Consider the following 19,786-nt stretch of genomic DNA (forward strand, 5'->3'; position numbering starts at 1 on the left):
TGCAATTACCGGTAGATGCGGATGGTTACATCACCATCTTTGACGGAAAAACATTCAACGGATGGCGTGGTTACGGTAAGGACAGAGTGCCTTCCAAGTGGACTATCGAGGACGGCTGTATCAAGTTCAACGGTTCCGGCGGCGGTGAAGCGCAGGACGGTGACGGCGGAGATTTGATCTTCGCTCACAAATTCAAGAACTTCGAACTGGAAATGGAATGGAAGATTTCCAAGGGCGGTAACTCCGGTATCTTCTATCTGGCTCAGGAAGTGACTTCCAAGGACAAGGATGGTAACGATGTACTCGAACCGATCTATATCTCCGCTCCCGAATATCAGGTATTGGACAATGACAATCATCCGGATGCCAAACTGGGTAAGGACAATAACCGTCAGTCGGCTTCTTTGTATGACATGATTCCGGCTGTTCCCCAGAATGCGAAACCTTTCGGCGAATGGAACAAGGCTAAGATCATGGTTTACAAAGGCACTGTTGTTCACGGACAGAATGACGAGAATGTTCTTGAATATCACCTGTGGACAAAACAATGGACTGATATGTTGCAGGCCAGCAAATTCAGCGAAGACAAATGGCCGCTGGCTTTCGAACTGCTGAATAACTGCGGTGGTGAAAACCATGAAGGATTTATCGGAATGCAGGATCACGGTGACGATGTTTGGTTCCGTAATATCCGCGTGAAGGTTCTGGATTAAAATTACTATTCTATTGCTAATCTGTTTTAAACAACTCCATTGAAGAGCTGTCTCAATGATAGCGTTCTTCAATGGAGTTCATGTAAATAAATTCACAAATTAATGTATCATACGATGAAAGCCAGATATTTATTAGTACTATTCGCTTTATTAGTAGCCTTGCCACAAGCAATGAACGCCAAAAAGAAAAAAGAGGTTTCTATCCAACTCTATTCTGTCAGAGATGTAATCAATAAAGGAACTGATCTCAATGTTGTTCTTAAAGATTTAGCTGAGATGGGATATACCAGTATTGAAGCAGCCAATTATGACAACGGAAAGTTCTATGGTAAAACTCCCGAAGAATTCAAGAGTGCAGTAGAAAAAGCCGGTATGACAGTGCTGTCTTCACATTGTTCAAGAGGATTGTCAGGCGAAGAAGTGGCTTCCGGAGACTTCTCCGAATCTTTGAAATGGTGGGATCAAAGCATAGCCGCCCATAAAGCCGCCGGTATGAAATATATCGTAAACCCGGGAATCGGTGTTCCTAAAACAATGAAAGAGATGAAGATGTATTGCGACTATTTCAATGAAATAGGCAAAAGATGTCAGCAGAACGGTATGAAATTCGGATATCATAACCATGCACATGAATTTCAGAAAGTGGAAGACAAAGCGGTTATGTTGGACTATATGATTGAAAATACCAATCCTGAGTATGTCTTCTTTCAGATGGATGTATATTGGATAGTCAGAGGTCAGCACAGTCCGGTAGATTATTTCAATAAATATCCGGGACGCTTCACCATGCTTCACATCAAAGACCACAGAGAACTGGGTCAAAGTGGTATGGTAGGATTCGATGCCATCTTTAATAATGCAAAAACAGCAGGAGTGGAAAATATCGTTGCCGAAATAGAAGATTATAGCTGCCCTGTAATGGAAAGCGTAAAAAAGAGTATAGATTATTTGCTGGAAGCTCCTTTTGTGAAGGCTTCTTATAGTAAATAAGAGTATGTGGTAAGTATCCTTATGCGATAAATCCACTTCTTAGGAAATAACAGAAAAGAAAACTTACGTCAGATAATGTATCAGCATTCCATCTGAACGAAGTCCAATTCTCTGTGTCATGAATGAACATATCATACCTCCTTTTTGCAAAAATAAGCATTTCATTGGAGTTTTCAGTAAATTTGCGGTTAATAAGTAGGAATAAGCCGCATATTTTGCGGCTTATTCCTACTTATTAACCGCATTATCATGACCTACCAGTCATATATTATCAGTTTCTTTATTCTAGTTATTGCATTTAATACCATTGTATATTAGTTTATGTCTGACTTCTTTTTTCATATTTTAAATCCTGAAGAATACTTGCATTGGCACGAATGGTAACATTGTAGTATTACTATTCACTAATCATCTTTCTTATCAAATCTCTATTCTCCAAATCATCCGCATCAATCACCTCGCCATATACCGACCTTACTTTTGCGTTCTTCCTCATTAAGATACACAGTAGTAACAGTACCGGCAAACAACATATTCAGTCGCAAACGGCAAATTGCTATCTGGCAATAGCCCATTCCCAAACAGGAAACACTTCTACGTCTCCCGATACTACAAAAAACAATTGATTCCCTAAACGTATTTAGGTAAAACTGCAATTTTCCCGAATCATACTTCGGTATTCAAACGCCTGCGTGCAAAGAGCCCCAAAGCAAGTACGACACACAACCCTGCTCCCCATATCCATAGCAGTAAATCTCCTCCTTCGGTCTTTCCGTAAGAATGCAGACCGCTCAGGTAGTAATTCACTCCAAACCAGGTCATGATGACAGAAAGAATAGCAACCACTGAAAGCAGATTGAAACACCAGGTTGTCTTACCCTTCAGCAGAGGGATAAAACGGATATGGAGCACCAGTGCATAGACAACGATGGAAATCAGAGCCCATGTTTCTTTGGGATCCCATCCCCAGTATCTTCCCCACGAGACATTCGCCCAGATGGCACCCAGAAATGTTCCTGCTGTCATAAAGAATAGACCGAGGATCATTGCCATCTCATTCAGTAAGGTAAACTCACGGATACGAAATTGGAGCTTCACCCGGTTGGTGGCAGAGAGCAGACTCATCAAAATGAGATTAAACAGTCCCGTCAGAGCGCAAAGCGCAAAGAATACATAGCCTATCATGATAATGGCGACATGAGACATCAGCCAGTACGACTGAAGTACCGGCACCAAAGGAGTAATTTCGGGATTCAGGTGGTTCAATCCTGCCACAAAAAGCATTATTCCACCTAATAACCCTGCAAGTGCGGGGAGAATACGGAACCGGCGGGCAAACAGGAGTCCGCCACCTACCAGCATCCATGAAGTACAGATCATGGACTCGTAAGCATTTGCCCAAGGTGCACGCCCGCTGATATACCAACGCAACAATACACCGGATGTATGAGCCAAAAAGGCGATCACCAGAAGAGCAATTAAAATGCCGCATACCTTTTTTCCCCATTTAAAGTCTGCAATAATCTCACCACAGGCTATAAAAAGTAAAATTCCGCCTAAGATAAGATAAGCCAGACGACACCAGAAAAACAAATTCAGCTGATTATAAAGAAGTTCCGCTTTCACTCTCTGGTTGTCAATAGCGGGAGTCTTACTCTTTGCCTGCTGAAAAATATTCATCATGCCGACAATCTTGTCCGCTTCCTCCCAATTGCCGGAACGAACTCCATTCCCCAGCTCATAGATATACCAATCCATGATTTTGGAAACAAACAAAGAATCTTTTCCCTGAAAAACATTCAGTTCATCTCCTGCCGAATACCATTTCCCCTGTGCATCATTCTCGTCCGGGAAAAGTGGCAGTAACTGATGTTGCATGATACGATATACGATATTCACAGATTCATCCAGTTTCAATAAATCCGAGTCCATCCGTTTCCGTTCCGAAGCGGGTTTGGCGTAGATATCATTCACTTCATCGGTCAGAATATAGTTGCCTTCCGAATCGAAAACGTCCTCCCAGGCAATGTATTTACCGCTCCTGCCAAACCGCTGGAGTAGTTCTTTGTTATCGACTTTAATAAAAGGATAGGCTCCCCATTCGTCGGGAAAAGAGAGCAGGTTCAGGAAAAACTGGTCAGAGTTGATGCCATTCAGTTTATCGGCTCCATAAAGCTTACGCAGAATAGCGGAGGTATAGCTATTGACCGGTTCGAGGCGCCCATTAGGATTCAGCACTACCAGGCTTCCGAATTTCCCGGCGTGCTGAGAAGACACACAAGGTTGCTGTGCGTGTACTGTCTGCCCACCGGCTACACCGGACAAGGCCAAGAGAAACAGTACACAGTAAGGCATGTTTTTCTTCATCTCTCCCAATTCCCTGCGCAGACGACCGAAACGGGATTTCTTACTGAATAATGTAAGCACAAAGCCTGCAAACAGCAAAAAGTATCCTATATATGTAAGTTGCATACCGGGACGATCGTAACTGACGGACAGAATGGTTCCCTGCTCATCCGGATCGAATGACGACTGAAACAACCGGTATCCGTCTATATCAATCACTTTATTCATACGGACAGTTGCCTGCACTGGAGCCTCATCCCCCTTCTTTATCACCAGATCGCTCTCGTAAGACATCGGACTATGAGAACCCGGATAGCGTTGCAACCTGAAATCATCCAGAGTAACGGAGAAAGGCAGGGAGGTGTTACCCATCCCTGCACCTTCATCGCGCATCATGTTACTCACCGTTTCCCCCTCACGGATGTGCATGATTCCTGTTACTCCTACATAGTGAGTAACAGCGGCCCCCAACCAAATAAATACAAAAGCCCCATGAAAAATCAAACTTCCTTTACTGATTCTTTTGAAATAGCTTCCCTGAAGAAACATGACCAGCAGATTGACAGCCTGCAACAACTGCAACAAGATGAACCAGGGAGCATAATAAAAGTGTTCGCGGGCAACAGCAGGTCCATACGAGTTTTCCACAAATGTGGCTGCCGCCAATATAAGTGCATAGAGTCCCGCCAATACATACATTAACACCGGTGAAGCTATCAGTCGAATCAGTTTCATTCGTTTTTCCGTTATAAGTGATTATCTTCTATCAGTAAGATATGCTTTTTATAAATGAGCAATACCTTCAATCTCTACAAGTAATTCCTCCCTGCACACATCTGCATAAAGATAGGCGACAGGAACGCCCGGACAAAGTTTATCCAGATCTTCTTTCACAATCTGCGCATCTTTCTCGTTTTTGAGATATACGCGGAGAAGCTCCAGCTTACCAGAATGTTCCGGTAGTTTCTCCTTTCCCTCTTCCAGGCCGATCAGATGCTGGATATTTTCAAGAGTAATCTCTGTTTGCCAAAGCACATCTCCGGTCACCATACTTTCCTCGCCCCGAATAGCAGCCGTCCCGGAAATATAAATCACTTCCTGCTGATGGTCGGACAGTGATTTGCCTCTTTCAAATTTAGGGGTTCCTTTCTCCGTATCCGGTCGATGACTAATCAGTACCTCATCCGAATAAACATGTGCGGCTCTTTGCCAGTCATTATCCAAAGGAATAATCCCAATCTTTCCGCTCACTGCATTGAAGTCGATCTGTATACCACCATGCTGCGCTCCGATTCCCGTTGCTGCCGGATACCCCGACTGCCACTCCGAAGTAGCATAGAACTGGGAACGAACATCATTAAAATCCTGATAGCACTGATTGCCATGTGCAATATCCGTGATGCCTTCCAGATAATTCCATTGACGGACGATATCACCAAAATTCATCTGTTCCGCCTTCAGGATTTCTTCCACTTTCCGGAAAGTCTGTTCCGACTGTTCACGAATGGGGAGATTCAAATCATCAGCGCAAAGTCCTCCCGCTATGATTTCCCGATAATCAGCAGACGTTATCCGCAGATAGCGGACAGAAGAGGCAAAGCGCTCTTCCAGCGTCACTGCCTCATCAACCGATAACGGTAATGAATGTACTTCCAGCACCAACTCACCTTCCAAAGGCTTTTGGGCCACCACCGAAACAACCGGTCGGGGAGACGGAAAATGGCTGTCTGCCCATTGCTCCAGAAAAGTTCGTTGCTGCCGGTATTCCTGATTATCCTTACAGGCAGTAAAGAAAATAAGGCGGACGACTCTCTCCCTACGAACGGCGGACAGAAGTAATTCTTCTGCCATCCGTTCCCAAGTTTTCCCTTCCGCTTTATAGATTTCACATTTTATTCGATGATACTTCATATTGAAAACCTCAGTGATATTTCATGCACGATGCATGGATTAATGAAAAGAAGCTACTCCTGCCGGTATATCCGCACTATACACGGAAGACATTGTCTGTAGCTCCGGAGTGTTCTCCAGAGAGTAGAGCACATTCTTCTGACGGTCTACCAACAGCAAATGCACTTTATCTTTCGGATTCACATGTCCTGTCCAATTCGTAATCAGAAAACGTCCGTCGGAGAAATACTGAAAGCCGCCGAGGAATTTCAAAGGCTTTCCGGGAATATCCGCATTCGACAGTTCCCAAATCGTCTTTCCTTCTCCGGTTACTTCTATCAAACGGGGATTTCCGTCCTTATCTGCTACGGCAATCAACGTATGTCCGTTAGGCAGGCGGGTCAAAGAATGCGGACCGCCGGGAACATCCAGCTTCCACACGACTTTACCGTTCGTATCATATTCCTTCACACACTGATCTCCATAATGTGCCACGAGAAAATGTCCGTTATCCAACCGGCGGGCATTGCGCATAAAGGCGAATCCGCCATCTTTCACGCCTTCCGGCAAAATGCAGACTTCCTTCACAATCTTCCCCTTCGGAGATATCTCCAGCATCCGTCCGGACACACATTCACCGACAAATGTATTGCCGTTCTTCAAACGTTGACAGGCAAAAATCGGACTTTGGGACTCATAATGAAAGATGGTATCGTTCTGACGAGTCATCTCGAGCACTCCGCGTCCGGTGGTGAAAAGGATATTGCCATTAGGCAATATCCATAAGTCATTTGAATCGGGGGCTTTGTGTTTCCATACAATCCGGTTGTTTTCCATCACAAATACGATCCCTTGCGAATAATCGGCTCCGGCAAATGTCTTTGTCTGTGCAAACAGAGACACAGAGAACAGAACTGCCAAAATCGAAATATATATTCTTGTCATAAATAATAAGTCTGAATTAGTATTATTATAAAGAAGCTTTCAAGCACCGATTACTCACTACAGGGATAATACATATTCCTCCAACTCTTCCAGTTCCTTTTCAGTAACAGGCTTATGAGGTCCGTGTATCTTCAGCATATCTTTCATCGAGTAGCTGCGTCCGTCATAAAGATAAGGAGCCGTACGCCAGCATTCGTTCAAAGCAGGAACGTCCATCGACAACCCTTTATCCGGTCCGGTGGTCCAGTCTACCTTATACTGTTTCTGGTCTGTGTAGTATTCGCCTGAATGACAGCTTGCACAGTTCTCTTCAAATATCTTCTTTCCCTTCTTCGCTTTCCCGGAAAGTTTGCCATTCACCAGATAAGGGCTTGGCAATGGTTTCAGAGATTTCAGATATTCGTCGATAGATTCATAGATTTCATCATTTCCTTCCATAAACAGAATGTACTTCACACCCGAACGTACTGCCACTTCAGCATTCTTACGGATACCGGTAGCCATACAAGGCGGAGTCTGATGTGAAAGCAACAGTGTCTTCGTGTTCTTCGGATTTCCCATGCCGTCGTTCAGCAAGTCCCAGTTAAGTCCGTCCATGCGCGCATCGTTCGGATGGCAGGTAGCGCAACTCTGCCAGTTCTGGAAGCAGATTGTCGCATCATGGAAATACATGTCTCCCTTACCTACTTTGGTGAAGGCAAGCGGAGCACCCAAAACTTGTTTATTGAGATTCTTGCCGTTCATATCCATAGAAACCAGTTCCGAAGTATAATAATTGGCTGTATAAATCTTATTGCCGGTAGCAACAACCGAACGGGGACCTTTACCCTGTGTAGGGATAAAGTCGCGGATGCCATACAAAAAACCGGCATCATTCGGTATATTATTCCAGGACTTCACGGAAGGTGTCACCATCACTCCTTGTTTTGCCTTCGCCAGACGTTCGTGCAGGGCAATGCGGTCAATGCGAACCAGCTCCTGACTTCCGGCAGCAGCTACAATAATCTGCTTGTCATCCGGGGTGACAATCACCGACCACGGATTGGCAGCTCCTTTTTGGGGAGTATCCAACAATACGGAAGTCAGCAGCTTTCTCGCCTTCAGATCGATAATGGACAACGTATTCGTAGCCATCCATCCGCGATCCAGCTGATTGGTAGGCAACTGATAACGGGCAATCAAGTGAGTGACATACGCATACGCACGATTCTTGTCTACCGCTATCGATTTCACATCTGTAGAACCGTTGGGAAGCATGATACGGCTTGCCACCTTCTTTGAAGACACATCGACGATATCGAGCTGGGCTGCAAGCGGATAGGCTGTAGACGGCATTTCCGGCATATTGTTTGCTATCAGCAGACAAGAGTCACCGGCAAAGGAAGCCATTGCCACCGGCTCACGTCCGACAGTGATTTTCGCTTTTACCTTACGTGTTGCGGGGTCTATCTCCCACAGCTCGTTGTTGAACCGTTGTGCTACCCAAAGTGATTGAGACAAAGGGTTGTACAAAATATCCGAAGGAGTAGCACCGCTTTTTGTTTTAGACTGTATCGAAAGTTTTTTTCCGTCCAGTTGGTACATCATGCCGTAGTTTCCGTCGCACACTACCCAGAGGTTTCCGTCAGGGTCTTGTGTCATGGCGTTGACCGGAGAAGAGAACTCCACTTTTTGTTCCATCTCCTTTCCGTCAGCCGACATTTTTATCAGTTCGCTACCTGCTCTGTTGGTAACAAACAAGGATTTTCCATTATCCGCCAAAAACAGACGATCCGGCGAAATAACTGTCTGATCAGCATCTTTCGCAGCAGTGCAAAGAAGTACAGCTATGATACTAACAGGTATTAATATCTTTTTCATTATTTCTGTTGTTTAGTTTGAAGGGATTGAATGTACTGGCGAATATTCTCCTGCTCTTCCGCACGAGCTGCTTTCCTTTTCTTGTCGTAGCGGTCGTAATATTCGAGGTCATGTTGTGACCAGTTGTTCGCTTCACGGTAATCTCCGATCTGAGGAACGAGCAAGTCGATCCAGAGAGAAACTTTACGTATCTCCTGCGGAGTCAGTTTGGTGCCTCCATGACCTTCTTCCAGGCGTTTGATCAGATTACTTGTGTTAGACCCTGCAAAATAAGGAGGTAACAAAGTCGGCTCGGACAAAGCGCTGATCCAGTTTACTTCCGGATGATGGGCATTGCCTCTCCACGGACCATCAGGACCATCCATACGGGCATGCGTCAGACTCAGATAAGACTGTGCATATTTTCTCTTGCTTCGCTTATCAAGCACCTGCAACTCGCCTTTCAGACTCATCGGCTGTTTCACTCCGTCATGGCAAGAAATACAATGCTTGTCCCAAATCGGCTGAATTTCTTTCAGATAGCTGAAGTTACGTTCTCCCATTTCATCTTCCGGTATCAAAGCCTTGATACCTTTGTTCATTGCCATAGATACCGGATGTCCTGCCACCGGAACGGTGTTCTTATGTTCATGACATCCCACACAACTCTGTACCTCGTTCGGCTGAAGGGTAGACCAGCTGCGCATAGTCTGTACCACACGGCCATTTTCATCCAATGCCTGGAAATATAACGGTCTGCGTGCAGGAACTTTAAAGAAAGCGGAGCCATCCGGATATACATCGGTCACCCCTATCACTCTCTTCACATCCCAGGCAGCATTACCTACTCCTACCGGAGAACTGGCCAATGCACCTCCTCCTTTATCATCACCGTTCACTTCGCCGATACCTGCCGCACGGAACTGTATTTCTACCACACGAAGCTGCTTGATCGTTCCCGGTTTCACACCTTTCAAACCATTGCCTTCGTAAATGTTCTGCATATAATACACACCGTCATTCTTCGTATAGTCTACCGAAGACGAACGCTGGAAGGGACGGGTGCGCGGAGCCACCAATATAGGCTGGTTGCAGGATATCTTCGAATCGGAAACGAGCAATTCACGTTCTCCGTCTACATTCATCCAATAGATTCCAAATTCCATCGGATGCCCAACATAATATCCCAGCGGAGTATAAGAAATAAGAAAATCCGTTTCATTCATCGGGAAAGGATGCTGGTACTGATCAGTAAACTGTCCGTAGCTGTCGATACGTTCTGCTTCGGGCTTGCGAAGCGGAGCTACGAACATCGTTCCTTCATTCTCGTCACGTCCGGCTTCGGGATCGATAATACCCAATTTACCATGTTGAGGAGTATGATGTCCCATAAATACAGTCATCACTTTACGAGTACCGGGAATCTGGCGGGTTTGTGCCACCGTCGTCGGGAACCAGCTGTTCATACCGTAATATTCCGCCTGTCCTGTTCCATCAGGATTCATCTGGAACAACGGTTGTGCCCATACCTGTCCGCGGTCGTTATAATCCCAACGGGTATAAACGATACGACCGTCATCGAGCAATGTAGGAGTAACGGTATGCACCTGGTCGAAACCTACCTGGCGCATATAGCGTCCTTCTCTGTCACACAAGTACATATTGCTGACTTCGGTAAACCAGCAGTCTACCGCACTTCCGCAACGGGTGGAGTTGAAAAGGATATTTTCATCGGGCAAATAGATTCCTTCGATATCAGCATGTCCCTTACCGAAAGTCAACTGCTTGATATCGCGAGTCTTCAGGTCCATCTCATACAAATGGAAATCGTCTTCCTTAGCCGACTTCTTCCATGAGAAAAGCAGATGCTGACCATCGAAATGCAGATTCGGATCACGATATACACCATCTTCATCTGTCATCAGTGTTTCCTCTTCCGCCCAGATGCCGTTCATCTTAATCTTCGACAATGTACCGCCTGCAATGTAATTACATTCGGCACGGGCATCCGAAGCTCCTTCGGTATAAGCGAAGAAGGAAGGACGCAGTGTTCTGAACTTTGTGAATACAATTTCCGGACTGTTGGCAGTGAATGAAGCCAGACGCTTTGCACGTCTTGCTTCACATGCTTTCAGATAGGCCTGAAAAGCGGCTGTAATACTTTCCGGAGTATCATTAACGGTAGTAGTGACATTCAGCTTCTGCAAACGCATGGAAAGCTGACGGCTGAGAGTGCCTCTAAACCAATTGACATCTTTGCCATCTTTTTCATTCTTCGCATCTTGTCCGTCTTGCAGCCACCAATCGTAATAGACCGGATAGGTGTGCATCAGCATCCGGTGCGTATCTCTCATTTTACGATCTAATTCTTCTCTATGATTATCTTTCTTCCTTATCGCCTGCACTTCTGCAAACTGCTTTTGCATTTCGGCGATAAAACCGTTTGTGTCGATCGGCTGAAAAGAAGTGTCTTTCGTTTGCCAGGCAACGACAGAGACGAGCATGCAACATGCCATCCCCCACTTCAACAGCTTCATTAATCTTGATTTTATCATTTTGATTTCTTATTTACCTTAATTACCATCCTGAAAAAGAGATATTACATGCCTTTCTTCAATTCTTTATAGGCTTCCACAATCTGAATACCGCTTGAAGTACCGATACGGGTAGCTCCCACCTGAATTAAAGCCAAAGCAGTCTCCAGGTCACGGATACCGCCCGCAGCTTTCACACCAATTTCCGAACCGACTACACGACGCATCAACGCTACATCATGCACATTGGCTCCCGCTGTGCCGAATCCGGTAGAAGTTTTCACAAAGTCTACACCGGCCTCTTTGGCAATGCGGCATACTGTCTCTTTCTCTTCGTCAGACAGATAGCAAGTTTCAAGAATCACTTTACAGATCACTCCGGCAGGTTTGCAGATAGAAACCATATCTTCGATTTCTTTCTTTACGATGTCAGTCTGTCCTTTCTGTAAAGCACGGACATTGATCACTGTATCTATTTCTGTGGCACCTTTGGCAATGGCATCACGAGTTTCAAATGCTTTGCATTCTACCGTATTCTGTCCCAGAGGGAAACCGATAGCTGCTCCTACACGTACTCCGGAACCTTCGAGCAATTTCACGCAAGTTTCTACTTCCGCAGGATTGATAGCTACCATCGCAAACTTATACTGACGGGCTTCGGCACAAAGTTTTTCTATATTTTCGGCTGTTCCGAAAGGTTTAAGGAATGTATGGTCAATCATTCCTGCCAATTGTTCTACTGATAAATTTGCAATTACTTCGTTTATATTCTTAGTTTCCATTCTTGTAAGGTATTTAATTATGTTAGTTAAAAAGTCAATACACACTTCAATACTTCGCCACGTTTCACTGCAGCAAAGGCTTCTTCAATTTCTTCTATCTTGAAACGGTGTGTGATAAAGTCGGATGCAGAAAGTCTGCCTTCCTCAATCCATTGAGCCAGCGTGGTCATAGCTGCTTTCTCTTCCGAACGGGTAGGCCACTGATGCATGTGCAGGTCAAAGTTATAAGGTGCTTTCGACAAGTCGAATGTCGGATTTTTCGTCATAACACCATACACACAGACGTCTCCGCCCATCTTTACCAACGGCAATACGGAATTGACTACTACATCGAGTCCTACGGCGTCAATCACTGCATCGTAAGAGCGGTTGGCGGCTGCTATAAATTCCGGTGTGCTGATTTCGGCAGGTGTATATCCATTGTCGGCTCCCATACGGCGGGCAACTTCCAGTTTGGCAGGAAGCATATCAACAATATCAATCTGCCCCAGGCCGAAGAGTTTGCCCAGCTTTACGAAGCTCAATCCTACCGGACCGGAACCTACTACAATCACTTTCTTTCCCGGAGTCAGGTTGAAATCCTTGAAAGCTCCCAGTACTTCACGCCAGGTACAGGAAATTACCGCTTCTTCCGGCTGCACATGCGAAGGAACCGAATTCTGAATTTCAAAGCTGTCCCAGCATCCCTGTTCGGGTGTGGCAAGTCCTTCTTCCTTCAGCACTTCGAAGTCATTCACTACTACATATTCGCTGAAACCGCCCCAGCCGCTATTAATGCCTTGCGCGCCAAAGTCGGAAATGAGGCCACCGATCGCACGATCGCCTACTTTAAAGTTGCGAACCTTCTCGCCTGCCGCTACTACGATTCCGGCATTCTCATGTCCCAGAGCCAACGGATATGCATCTACGCCGGGAAAATGTCCGGCAATCAGTTTACTGTCGGTAGCGTTACACAATGCCACCATTTCTGTTTTTACCAATGCCTGATATGCATTGATTGCAGGTGTTTCCACCTCTCGTATTTCAATTTTGCCGGGAGCCGGCACAATCACAGTTTTCATTGTATTCTTATTCGATTATATAATTTATAGTTCAGTTTTCGCTATCTCGGTGTACATCTCACACAATGCATGATAAGCCTGATCGAAAACAGGCATCCAGGCTTCATACTTCTTCACGTTCTCCGGAATCGGCTGTACGGTCTGTTCAATACAAACAAAACGGTCGATCACAGAGAAGTCCTTAAATATACCCGCACCGATACCTGCCAGAATAGCAGCTCCCATCGAAGTCGCTTCTTCCAGATAATTGGGTACGCGGATTTCCGCCTGATAGATATCTGCCATCATCTGACGCCAGATCGGATTCTGTGCACATCCGCCAATCACTGTTACCTGATCGATAGGAACATGCTTGCGGAAGATGTTCACAATAAATCCGAGATTTAAAGTGATGCCTTCCATGACGGCGCGCAACATATCTCCGTGTGTATGCCCCAGCGTCAGACCGATGAATGCACCTTTGGCATCAACATTCCAGCGAGGAGTACGCTCACCCAGCATATAGGGTAAGAAGAGTAGCTTGTTGGCACCGATCGGAGATGAGATGATTTGTTCGTCAATCAGTTCGAATACGCTGCGTCCCGACTGAGCCGCCAGTGTCCGTTCGTTTTGACACAACTGGTTAATCATCCAGTTGTAAGAAGAACCTGCCGCCTGCATTGTTCCCGACGGATGCAGCATACCCGGTACTACGTGCGCCCAGTTCATCGTGCGACGCTGTTCGTCCACAATCGGCTTTTCCACCGTCAGTGCTACCCAGGATGAAGACCCCAGATAGTTGTATGCATTGCCCGGAGCCACACAGCCTACTCCTACTCCGGCACAGCTGCCGTCGCCACCACCACAGATGACGGGAGTTCCGGCAAGCAATCCTGTTTCACGGGCTGCTTCGCCTGTCACTTCCCCGATGACATCGATAGAAGAACGGACTTCCGGAAATAAAGAAAGATCGAGTTCTGCCGCTTCAATGATTTCTTCGCTCCATTGCCAACGATTCAGATCATAGGCGTTCGTACCCGAAGCATCCGAAGGGTCAGTGGCAATAGTACCACACAAACGGTAGTTAATATAGTCTTTTGCATTCAGCATCTTTGCTGTCTGCGCGAAGATTTCCGGTTCGTGCTTCTTCACCCACATCAGTTTTTCTACAGAGTAGGAAGCGCTGATTCTGTGTCCCGTGATTTCATAGAAATGCAGCGGGTCTATCTTATCGGTCAACTTTGCTTCTTCTTCCTGCGAACGCTGGTCACAGTAGAGCATATGTGGACGAAGCGGCTGACCGTTCTTATCCACACAAAGACATCCCATCATTTGTCCGCTAAGTGCTACTCCTGCGATATCATTGGGCGATACCAGTTCGAGAAGTGCCTGTGTTGTGTCTACAATAGCTTTCCACCAATGGTGCGGATTCTGTTCCGCCCGGTTGCCGGAAGCGTAGTCGGTAGGGTAAGCAGCAGTACGCGAAGCTACCAAAAGCCCCGATTCATCGAACAAAGTTGCTTTGTTCCCGCTAGTACCCAAATCGTGTGCTAATATATACATGTTATATTTTCCTTTTTCAGTTAATTGATTTAGAGTGCCGCATTTGTATATCCGGTAAGTCCGACAAAGATTCCTCCGGCAATACCACCCAGAATAATCACCAGCCAACGGGGAAACGCTTCTTTCAGTAATCCGCTGCGCGTACCTTTCGGCGCACACAGCACATCAGCCAGAATAAAGCCCATCGCAATTGCCCATCCCATGTCTACCCAGGGAGCACTGCCACGGTTTCCCTGATGAATGAGACTGAATTGCATCGGTAAACCGTCGGCATCATTCAGCAGCCCGGTAGAAAAACCAAAACCGGGAAGTTTGTGATTCACCAGCCAGAAAGTACCAATGATAAGGGCAGCTGCCATAAAACCGCCTATCGGACCGAAGTCCTTCACCAATTTAGGCCAGCTCATCAATACGGTAAACGTCACGGCAAAAGCACCGAAAATACTTGTTATGATTCCGGCATTATACATGCCCAACCATTCATTGTAGGTTTGTAACCATTCGCTCATTGTATCCTCCTCCTTAATTTATTTTCCGGGCACAATCGCACGAACGGATTTTCCATACCACAATTCCGGCCAATGCGCCGCCAATCAAGCAGCATACCAGCGTAGGTACAACATAAAAGAAATTAGTAATATCTCCCTGAAAGCGGACAATTCCCCAAGTGATCCCGGCAGAACCAATGCACCAGCCCTGATCCAGCCATATTTTTCCCGGAGGATTCAGAATCGCTCCATTATAGTGATTCATATACCACATGATGCCGATAATCAGCGTTGCCGCCAGCCAGCCTCCCATCAGACCGTATGTCTTCCAAAGTTCGGGCCAGATGCCGAATGCAAAGCCGCCACAGATAGCAGAACCGGCAAATGTCGATAGATAGTGTTTCATATTATTAATAATGTGTTTTATTAGATTGATGATAGTAGATTTGCGCGGGATATTACTCCAATGCCAGTTTAGCCAATGTGAAAGGCTTATCGTGTTTGGTATTCACCTTGTCCGGTCCGGTCACCAGGTCGAAGCAGGATACAATCACCTGACCATTCCATACGATCGGTTCGCCGGGCTGATCCAGTCCGCCATCGCTTCCGTCGCAATCGGGACTTTGCGCAATGCGCTCAATCTTTCCGTTCTTATCTACACGCGCAACGGCATTTGCAGAGAAGTCTGCTACCCAGATGTTACCTTTATCGTCGATACACATACCGTCTGTAGTACGAAGTTGAGTCGTATCCTGTGCCCAGACGTCGTTGCTGACTACTTTTCCTTCCGCGTCCATCTTGATACGATGAATAGCACCGTCACCAAAGTTGCCTACAAAAAGGTCGCCTGCCTCGTTAAATACAATTCCGTCCAGTCCGTACTGTACTTCGGGATTTTTGGTGATTACCGTAGTCAGCAAGTTCTTATCAGCCGAAGTGTTGGTTACTACAATGTCACGATCGTTCATGTCAAAACAGTATACGCCACTGACAAGCAGACCGGAAGGGTCTTTTATCTGCGACAATGAACTTTGAGTCACATATAATTTTCCGTCACGAATACGAATACCGTTCGGATGCTCCAGACCGGATGCTACCGTAATGGTTTCTTTCAACTGGTCATTTTCAAACTTCAAACGAAGTACACGTCCTTTGTTCTTTGCTTTCTCTGCACCGCTCCAGCCTTGATTGTCACTGATAAACAAGTCACCTTCTTCGTTGAAGGCAAGCCCCATCGGAGAAGCCCATCCGGTTTCTTCCAACACAGGAACATCGAGCCATTTCGAAACCGATCCGTCCTTAGTAATACGCATCAGACAAGCAGGCTGTGTGATATCTGCAAAATTGGGACATGCCAGAATCAAATCTCCATTAGGAGCAATAGCCATACCGTCCGGAGTCGGACAATAATCAGGCAATGATACAAACAGTTCACTCTTTTGCGGAAGAGTATTCTCTCCTGTCTTTTGTTTGGGAGAAGTACATTGAATACAAGTTGCTCCAATCAAAGAAGCAGAAATAAGAGATAGTAAATAATACTTTTTCATGGTTAGCTGATACAAATATTTATGTTTATAATTTGAGTCCGTTAGTTCGGTACGCAAACTTACTGGAAAATCTCTGTAAAAAAGGAAAACGACAAATCAATAAAGGACAATATTTGTTCATTATGACGCAAAAATGCCCTATTTTCCATCTGAAAAGGAAATTTTCCTTCAACAAATAATTATTTTCATCTCTTGATTATCCACCGACAGGAAACTCAATAATAATAGAAACCACATTATTTTATGAACGAATTAAAAGACCGAAACCACTAAAAAGAAGAGTTTATTTAGAATGCACCAGGGTAACGAAGAGAGGGTTAGCAAACAAGTGATCACCAAGAAAAGATAAAGAATAAAGTCATGAGATTCATGAATAATGCAGTTTGAAAAGGGGAAATGTATAAAGCAGTGCTTTGAGTGAGCCAAAGCTATGCTTTAAGAGTCGTAAAGCTTAGCTTTGGCTCATGCAAAGCACTAAGTTATCAACAGGTACAATAAGTACACTTTTCTAAGGCTTCCTTTAGCACACACACGCACGAACATTAATTATATACGCGATATATATACGTGCGCACATACGCACGCCTGTGTGTGAAAAAATTATAGGGTGTACCTAATGTACCTTTTGTACCTGCCAGGTTGTTCATAAAGAAAAGATTTACACAGATAGTCTCATGTATTTTATCTCCTTCACCCATGTAATCCACTATTTTAAGGCTAAAAAGCATATTTTCTCCCGAAAAGTTTTTGTAATATCAGAGTTAATCGTATTTTTGTGTACAATTTTGGTGTAGTAATGACAGAAGAAGAAAAAAAGTTATTGAGTACCTTTGAAACGCAGCTACGGCATTTAATGTATTTGCACGATGAATTAAAGCGTGAAAATGCCGGGTTGAGAAAACTTCTTGAAAACGAAAAGTTAAAGAACGAGAAGGTGCAAGCTCAGTATGATGAATTGGAAGTCAACTATACAAACCTAAAAACAGCTACGACAATCAGCCTTAACGGCAGCGACGTAAAAGAGACGAAGCTGCGATTGTCAAAATTAGTGCGTGAAGTCGATAAATGCATCGCTTTATTAAACGAGTAAAGAAGAAAGATGTATGAACGATAAAATAAAGATAAACCTGCAAATAGCAGACTCAAACTACCCGTTAACCATTAACCGACAGGAAGAAGAAATGGTACGGGAAGCAGCCAAGCAGGTAAACATCAGGCTTAATGCGTACCGGGAATACTATAAAAACCTTGAACCGGAAAAGATTATTGCCATGGTAGCCTATCAGTTCTCGTTGGAGAAACTGCAATTAATGCAACGTAACGATACCACTCCGTATACGGAAAAGGTAAAAGAACTAACGGAATTGCTGGAGGATTATTTCCAAAAAGAATAATGCCACCGAGCTATTCACTGATAAAGAAAACACCACGCACTGCAGAATATCCGAGCAATGACTGTTTTGATATTTGGCGGTGCGTTTTTATTTATATAACTAAATTAATGTAAGAATGATAGCAATAATAGCAACAGCAATTGCTTGCTTCGTCGTAGGAGGAATCCTTTCATATGTACTTTTCCGGTACGTACTGAAGTCTAAATACGATAGTATTCTGAAAGATGCGGAAACTGAAGCTGAAGTAATTAAGAAAAACAAATTGCTGGAAGTAAAGGAGAAATTCCTGAACAAGAAAGCTGATTTGGAAAAAGAAGTGGCACTGCGTAATCAAAAAATTCAGCAGGCAGAAAATAAACTGAAACAACGCGAAATGGTGCTTAGCCAGCGTCAGGAGGAAATCCAGCGCAAGAAACTGGAAGCCGAAGCTGTAAAGGAAAACCTGGAAGCACAGCTTGTGATCGTTGATAAGAAAAAAGAAGAACTGGACAAACTGCAACATCAGGAAATAGAAAAGCTGGAAACAATCTCCGGTCTGTCTGCCGATGAAGCAAAAGAACGCCTGGTCGAATCACTGAAAGAAGAAGCTAAAACGCAGGCACAGTCATTTATCAATGACATCATGGATGATGCGAAACTGACTGCCAGCAAAGAAGCAAAACGTATTGTTATCCAGTCTATCCAACGGGTAGCTACCGAAACTGCCATCGAAAACTCCGTGACAGTATTCCATATCGAATCGGACGAAATCAAAGGACGTATTATCGGACGTGAAGGACGCAATATCCGTGCACTGGAAGCCGCTACCGGCGTTGAAATCGTTGTAGACGATACTCCGGAAGCAATCGTTCTTTCTGCTTTTGACCCGGTTCGCCGTGAAATTGCCCGTCTGGCTCTTCACCAACTGGTAACAGACGGACGTATCCATCCGGCACGTATCGAGGAAGTCGTGTCTAAAGTACGCAAACAGGTCGAAGAGGAAATTATCGAAACCGGTAAACGTACGACAATCGACCTTGGTATCCATGGTCTGCATCCGGAACTGATCCGTATTATCGGTAAGATGAAATATCGCTCTTCGTATGGCCAAAACTTGTTGCAGCATGCCCGCGAAACAGCCAACCTTTGTGCTGTGATGGCATCGGAACTGGGACTGAACCCGAAGAAGGCAAAACGTGCAGGTCTGCTGCATGATATCGGTAAAGTACCCGATGAAGAACCGGAATTGCCACATGCATTGCTGGGTATGAAACTTGCCGAGAAGTACAAAGAAAAACCGGATATCTGCAACGCTATCGGCGCTCACCACGACGAAACGGAAATGACCAGTTTGCTGGCTCCTATCGTACAGGTTTGTGATGCTATCTCCGGTGCACGTCCGGGCGCACGCCGCGAAATCGTAGAGGCGTATATCAAGCGTCTGAATGACCTTGAACAATTGGCCATGGCTTATCCGGGCGTAACCAAGACTTATGCTATTCAGGCAGGACGTGAACTCCGCGTAATTGTAGGTGCGGACAAGATCGACGATAAACAGACTGAAAGCTTGTCCGGTGAAATCGCCAAGAAGATTCAGGATGAGATGACTTATCCGGGACAGGTGAAGATCACCGTGATCCGTGAAACACGTGCGGTTAGTTTCGCTAAATAAGTAAATATTCAAAAGAAGATTCAATATAAGGGCGAAGCAATTCGCCCTTTTTTAGCTTATCACC

16 protein-coding genes are annotated in these 19,786 nt (G+C 45.1%); 5 read left to right on the top strand and 11 right to left on the bottom strand.

Features of this window, described 5'->3' with window-relative positions:
• Both BLW31_RS21990 and BLW31_RS21995 read left to right on the top strand, forming a co-directional pair.
• The coding region (locus BLW31_RS21990; protein WP_074759665.1) for a 3-keto-disaccharide hydrolase at nt 1-713 on the top strand (713 nt) is incomplete at its 5' end.
• A 114-nt stretch (nt 714-827) separates the two neighbouring features.
• On the top strand, nt 828-1,703 hold the full coding sequence (locus BLW31_RS21995) for a sugar phosphate isomerase/epimerase family protein (protein WP_029425370.1): 876 nt from the start codon (nt 828-830) through the stop codon (nt 1,701-1,703).
• Between the two features lie 666 nt (nt 1,704-2,369).
• Here the strand turns inward: BLW31_RS21995 and BLW31_RS22005 are convergent.
• The 11 genes from BLW31_RS22005 to BLW31_RS22055 all read right to left on the bottom strand — a co-directional run bounded on the left by BLW31_RS22005 (nt 2,370) and on the right by BLW31_RS22055 (nt 16,677).
• Entirely contained in the window at nt 2,370-4,784 is a 2,415-nt protein-coding gene (locus BLW31_RS22005) for a cytochrome c biogenesis protein CcsA (RefSeq protein WP_010537019.1), read from the bottom strand.
• A gap of 48 nt (nt 4,785-4,832) precedes the next feature.
• Entirely contained in the window at nt 4,833-5,900 is a 1,068-nt protein-coding gene (locus tag BLW31_RS22010; protein WP_229035718.1) for a chorismate transformation FkbO/Hyg5 family protein, read from the bottom strand.
• 99 nt (nt 5,901-5,999) lie between these two features.
• Nucleotides 6,000-6,884 carry an aryl-sulfate sulfotransferase gene (locus BLW31_RS22015; RefSeq protein WP_010537017.1) on the bottom strand — a complete coding sequence of 295 codons (885 nt, stop codon included), beginning with the start codon at nt 6,882-6,884 and terminating at the stop codon, nt 6,000-6,002.
• Nucleotides 6,885-6,941: 57 nt separating this feature from the next.
• Nucleotides 6,942-8,744: a YncE family protein gene (locus BLW31_RS22020; protein ID WP_010537016.1), complete on the bottom strand. Its 1,803-nt coding sequence runs from the start codon at nt 8,742-8,744 to the stop codon at nt 6,942-6,944.
• Nucleotides 8,744-11,278, bottom strand: coding sequence for an HzsA-related protein (locus BLW31_RS22025; RefSeq protein ID WP_029425368.1), 2,535 nt, complete (start codon nt 11,276-11,278; stop codon nt 8,744-8,746). Before BLW31_RS22025 ends, BLW31_RS22020 begins: the two co-directional genes overlap by 1 nt.
• Before the next feature lie 44 nt (nt 11,279-11,322).
• Nucleotides 11,323-12,039 carry a deoxyribose-phosphate aldolase gene (deoC, locus tag BLW31_RS22030; protein WP_010537014.1) on the bottom strand — a complete coding sequence of 239 codons (717 nt, stop codon included), beginning with the start codon at nt 12,037-12,039 and terminating at the stop codon, nt 11,323-11,325.
• Between the two features lie 26 nt (nt 12,040-12,065).
• Nucleotides 12,066-13,100 carry a zinc-dependent alcohol dehydrogenase gene (locus tag BLW31_RS22035; RefSeq protein ID WP_010537013.1) on the bottom strand — a complete coding sequence of 345 codons (1,035 nt, stop codon included), beginning with the start codon at nt 13,098-13,100 and terminating at the stop codon, nt 12,066-12,068.
• Between the two features lie 24 nt (nt 13,101-13,124).
• A complete protein-coding gene (xylB, locus tag BLW31_RS22040; protein ID WP_010537012.1) occupies nt 13,125-14,642 on the bottom strand; it encodes a xylulokinase in 1,518 nt (505 codons plus the stop codon).
• Nucleotides 14,643-14,671: 29 nt separating this feature from the next.
• On the bottom strand, nt 14,672-15,151 hold the full coding sequence (locus BLW31_RS22045) for a Lin0368 family putative glycerol transporter subunit (protein WP_010537011.1): 480 nt from the start codon (nt 15,149-15,151) through the stop codon (nt 14,672-14,674).
• A 13-nt stretch (nt 15,152-15,164) separates the two neighbouring features.
• Complete coding sequence (locus BLW31_RS22050; RefSeq protein ID WP_010537010.1) at nt 15,165-15,536, bottom strand: Lin0368 family putative glycerol transporter subunit; 372 nt, start codon at nt 15,534-15,536, stop codon at nt 15,165-15,167.
• Nucleotides 15,537-15,588: 52 nt separating this feature from the next.
• The gene (locus BLW31_RS22055) at nt 15,589-16,677 is read right to left on the bottom strand and encodes an SMP-30/gluconolactonase/LRE family protein (RefSeq protein WP_010537009.1); all 1,089 of its coding nucleotides are present in this window, start codon (nt 16,675-16,677) and stop codon (nt 15,589-15,591) included.
• A 796-nt stretch (nt 16,678-17,473) separates the two neighbouring features.
• Here BLW31_RS22055 and BLW31_RS22060 point away from each other — a divergent pair.
• From BLW31_RS22060 to rny, 3 genes are all read left to right on the top strand, one after another.
• Nucleotides 17,474-17,767 carry a coiled-coil domain-containing protein gene (locus BLW31_RS22060; protein ID WP_010537008.1) on the top strand — a complete coding sequence of 98 codons (294 nt, stop codon included), beginning with the start codon at nt 17,474-17,476 and terminating at the stop codon, nt 17,765-17,767.
• A 13-nt stretch (nt 17,768-17,780) separates the two neighbouring features.
• The gene (locus BLW31_RS22065; RefSeq protein WP_010537007.1) at nt 17,781-18,071 is read left to right on the top strand and encodes a cell division protein ZapA; all 291 of its coding nucleotides are present in this window, start codon (nt 17,781-17,783) and stop codon (nt 18,069-18,071) included.
• 115 nt (nt 18,072-18,186) lie between these two features.
• Nucleotides 18,187-19,722, top strand: a complete 1,536-nt coding sequence (gene rny, locus BLW31_RS22070) for a ribonuclease Y (RefSeq protein WP_010537006.1) — start codon at nt 18,187-18,189, stop codon at nt 19,720-19,722.
• Nucleotides 19,723-19,786: the final 64 nt, after the last annotated feature.

Source organism: Bacteroides faecis MAJ27 (assembly GCF_900106755.1).
In the GTDB taxonomy this organism is placed as follows: domain Bacteria; phylum Bacteroidota; class Bacteroidia; order Bacteroidales; family Bacteroidaceae; genus Bacteroides; species Bacteroides faecis.

Excerpts from the sequence above, each read along its gene's own strand:
- BLW31_RS21995 (WP_029425370.1), top strand. The coding sequence starts at position 828 with ATGAAAGCCAGATATTTATTAGTACTATTCGCTTTATTAGTAGCCTTG.
- BLW31_RS22005 (WP_010537019.1), bottom strand. The coding sequence starts at position 4,784 with ATGAAACTGATTCGACTGATAGCTTCACCGGTGTTAATGTATGTATTG.
- BLW31_RS22010 (WP_229035718.1), bottom strand. The coding sequence starts at position 5,900 with ATGGCAGAAGAATTACTTCTGTCCGCCGTTCGTAGGGAGAGAGTCGTC.
- BLW31_RS22015 (WP_010537017.1), bottom strand. The coding sequence starts at position 6,884 with ATGACAAGAATATATATTTCGATTTTGGCAGTTCTGTTCTCTGTGTCT.
- BLW31_RS22020 (WP_010537016.1), bottom strand. The coding sequence starts at position 8,744 with ATGAAAAAGATATTAATACCTGTTAGTATCATAGCTGTACTTCTTTGC.
- BLW31_RS22025 (WP_029425368.1), bottom strand. The coding sequence starts at position 11,278 with ATGATAAAATCAAGATTAATGAAGCTGTTGAAGTGGGGGATGGCATGT.
- deoC (WP_010537014.1), bottom strand. The coding sequence starts at position 12,039 with ATGGAAACTAAGAATATAAACGAAGTAATTGCAAATTTATCAGTAGAA.
- BLW31_RS22035 (WP_010537013.1), bottom strand. The coding sequence starts at position 13,100 with ATGAAAACTGTGATTGTGCCGGCTCCCGGCAAAATTGAAATACGAGAG.
- xylB (WP_010537012.1), bottom strand. The coding sequence starts at position 14,642 with ATGTATATATTAGCACACGATTTGGGTACTAGCGGGAACAAAGCAACT.
- BLW31_RS22045 (WP_010537011.1), bottom strand. The coding sequence starts at position 15,151 with ATGAGCGAATGGTTACAAACCTACAATGAATGGTTGGGCATGTATAAT.
- BLW31_RS22050 (WP_010537010.1), bottom strand. The coding sequence starts at position 15,536 with ATGAAACACTATCTATCGACATTTGCCGGTTCTGCTATCTGTGGCGGC.
- BLW31_RS22055 (WP_010537009.1), bottom strand. The coding sequence starts at position 16,677 with ATGAAAAAGTATTATTTACTATCTCTTATTTCTGCTTCTTTGATTGGA.
- BLW31_RS22060 (WP_010537008.1), top strand. The coding sequence starts at position 17,474 with ATGACAGAAGAAGAAAAAAAGTTATTGAGTACCTTTGAAACGCAGCTA.
- BLW31_RS22065 (WP_010537007.1), top strand. The coding sequence starts at position 17,781 with ATGAACGATAAAATAAAGATAAACCTGCAAATAGCAGACTCAAACTAC.
- rny (WP_010537006.1), top strand. The coding sequence starts at position 18,187 with ATGATAGCAATAATAGCAACAGCAATTGCTTGCTTCGTCGTAGGAGGA.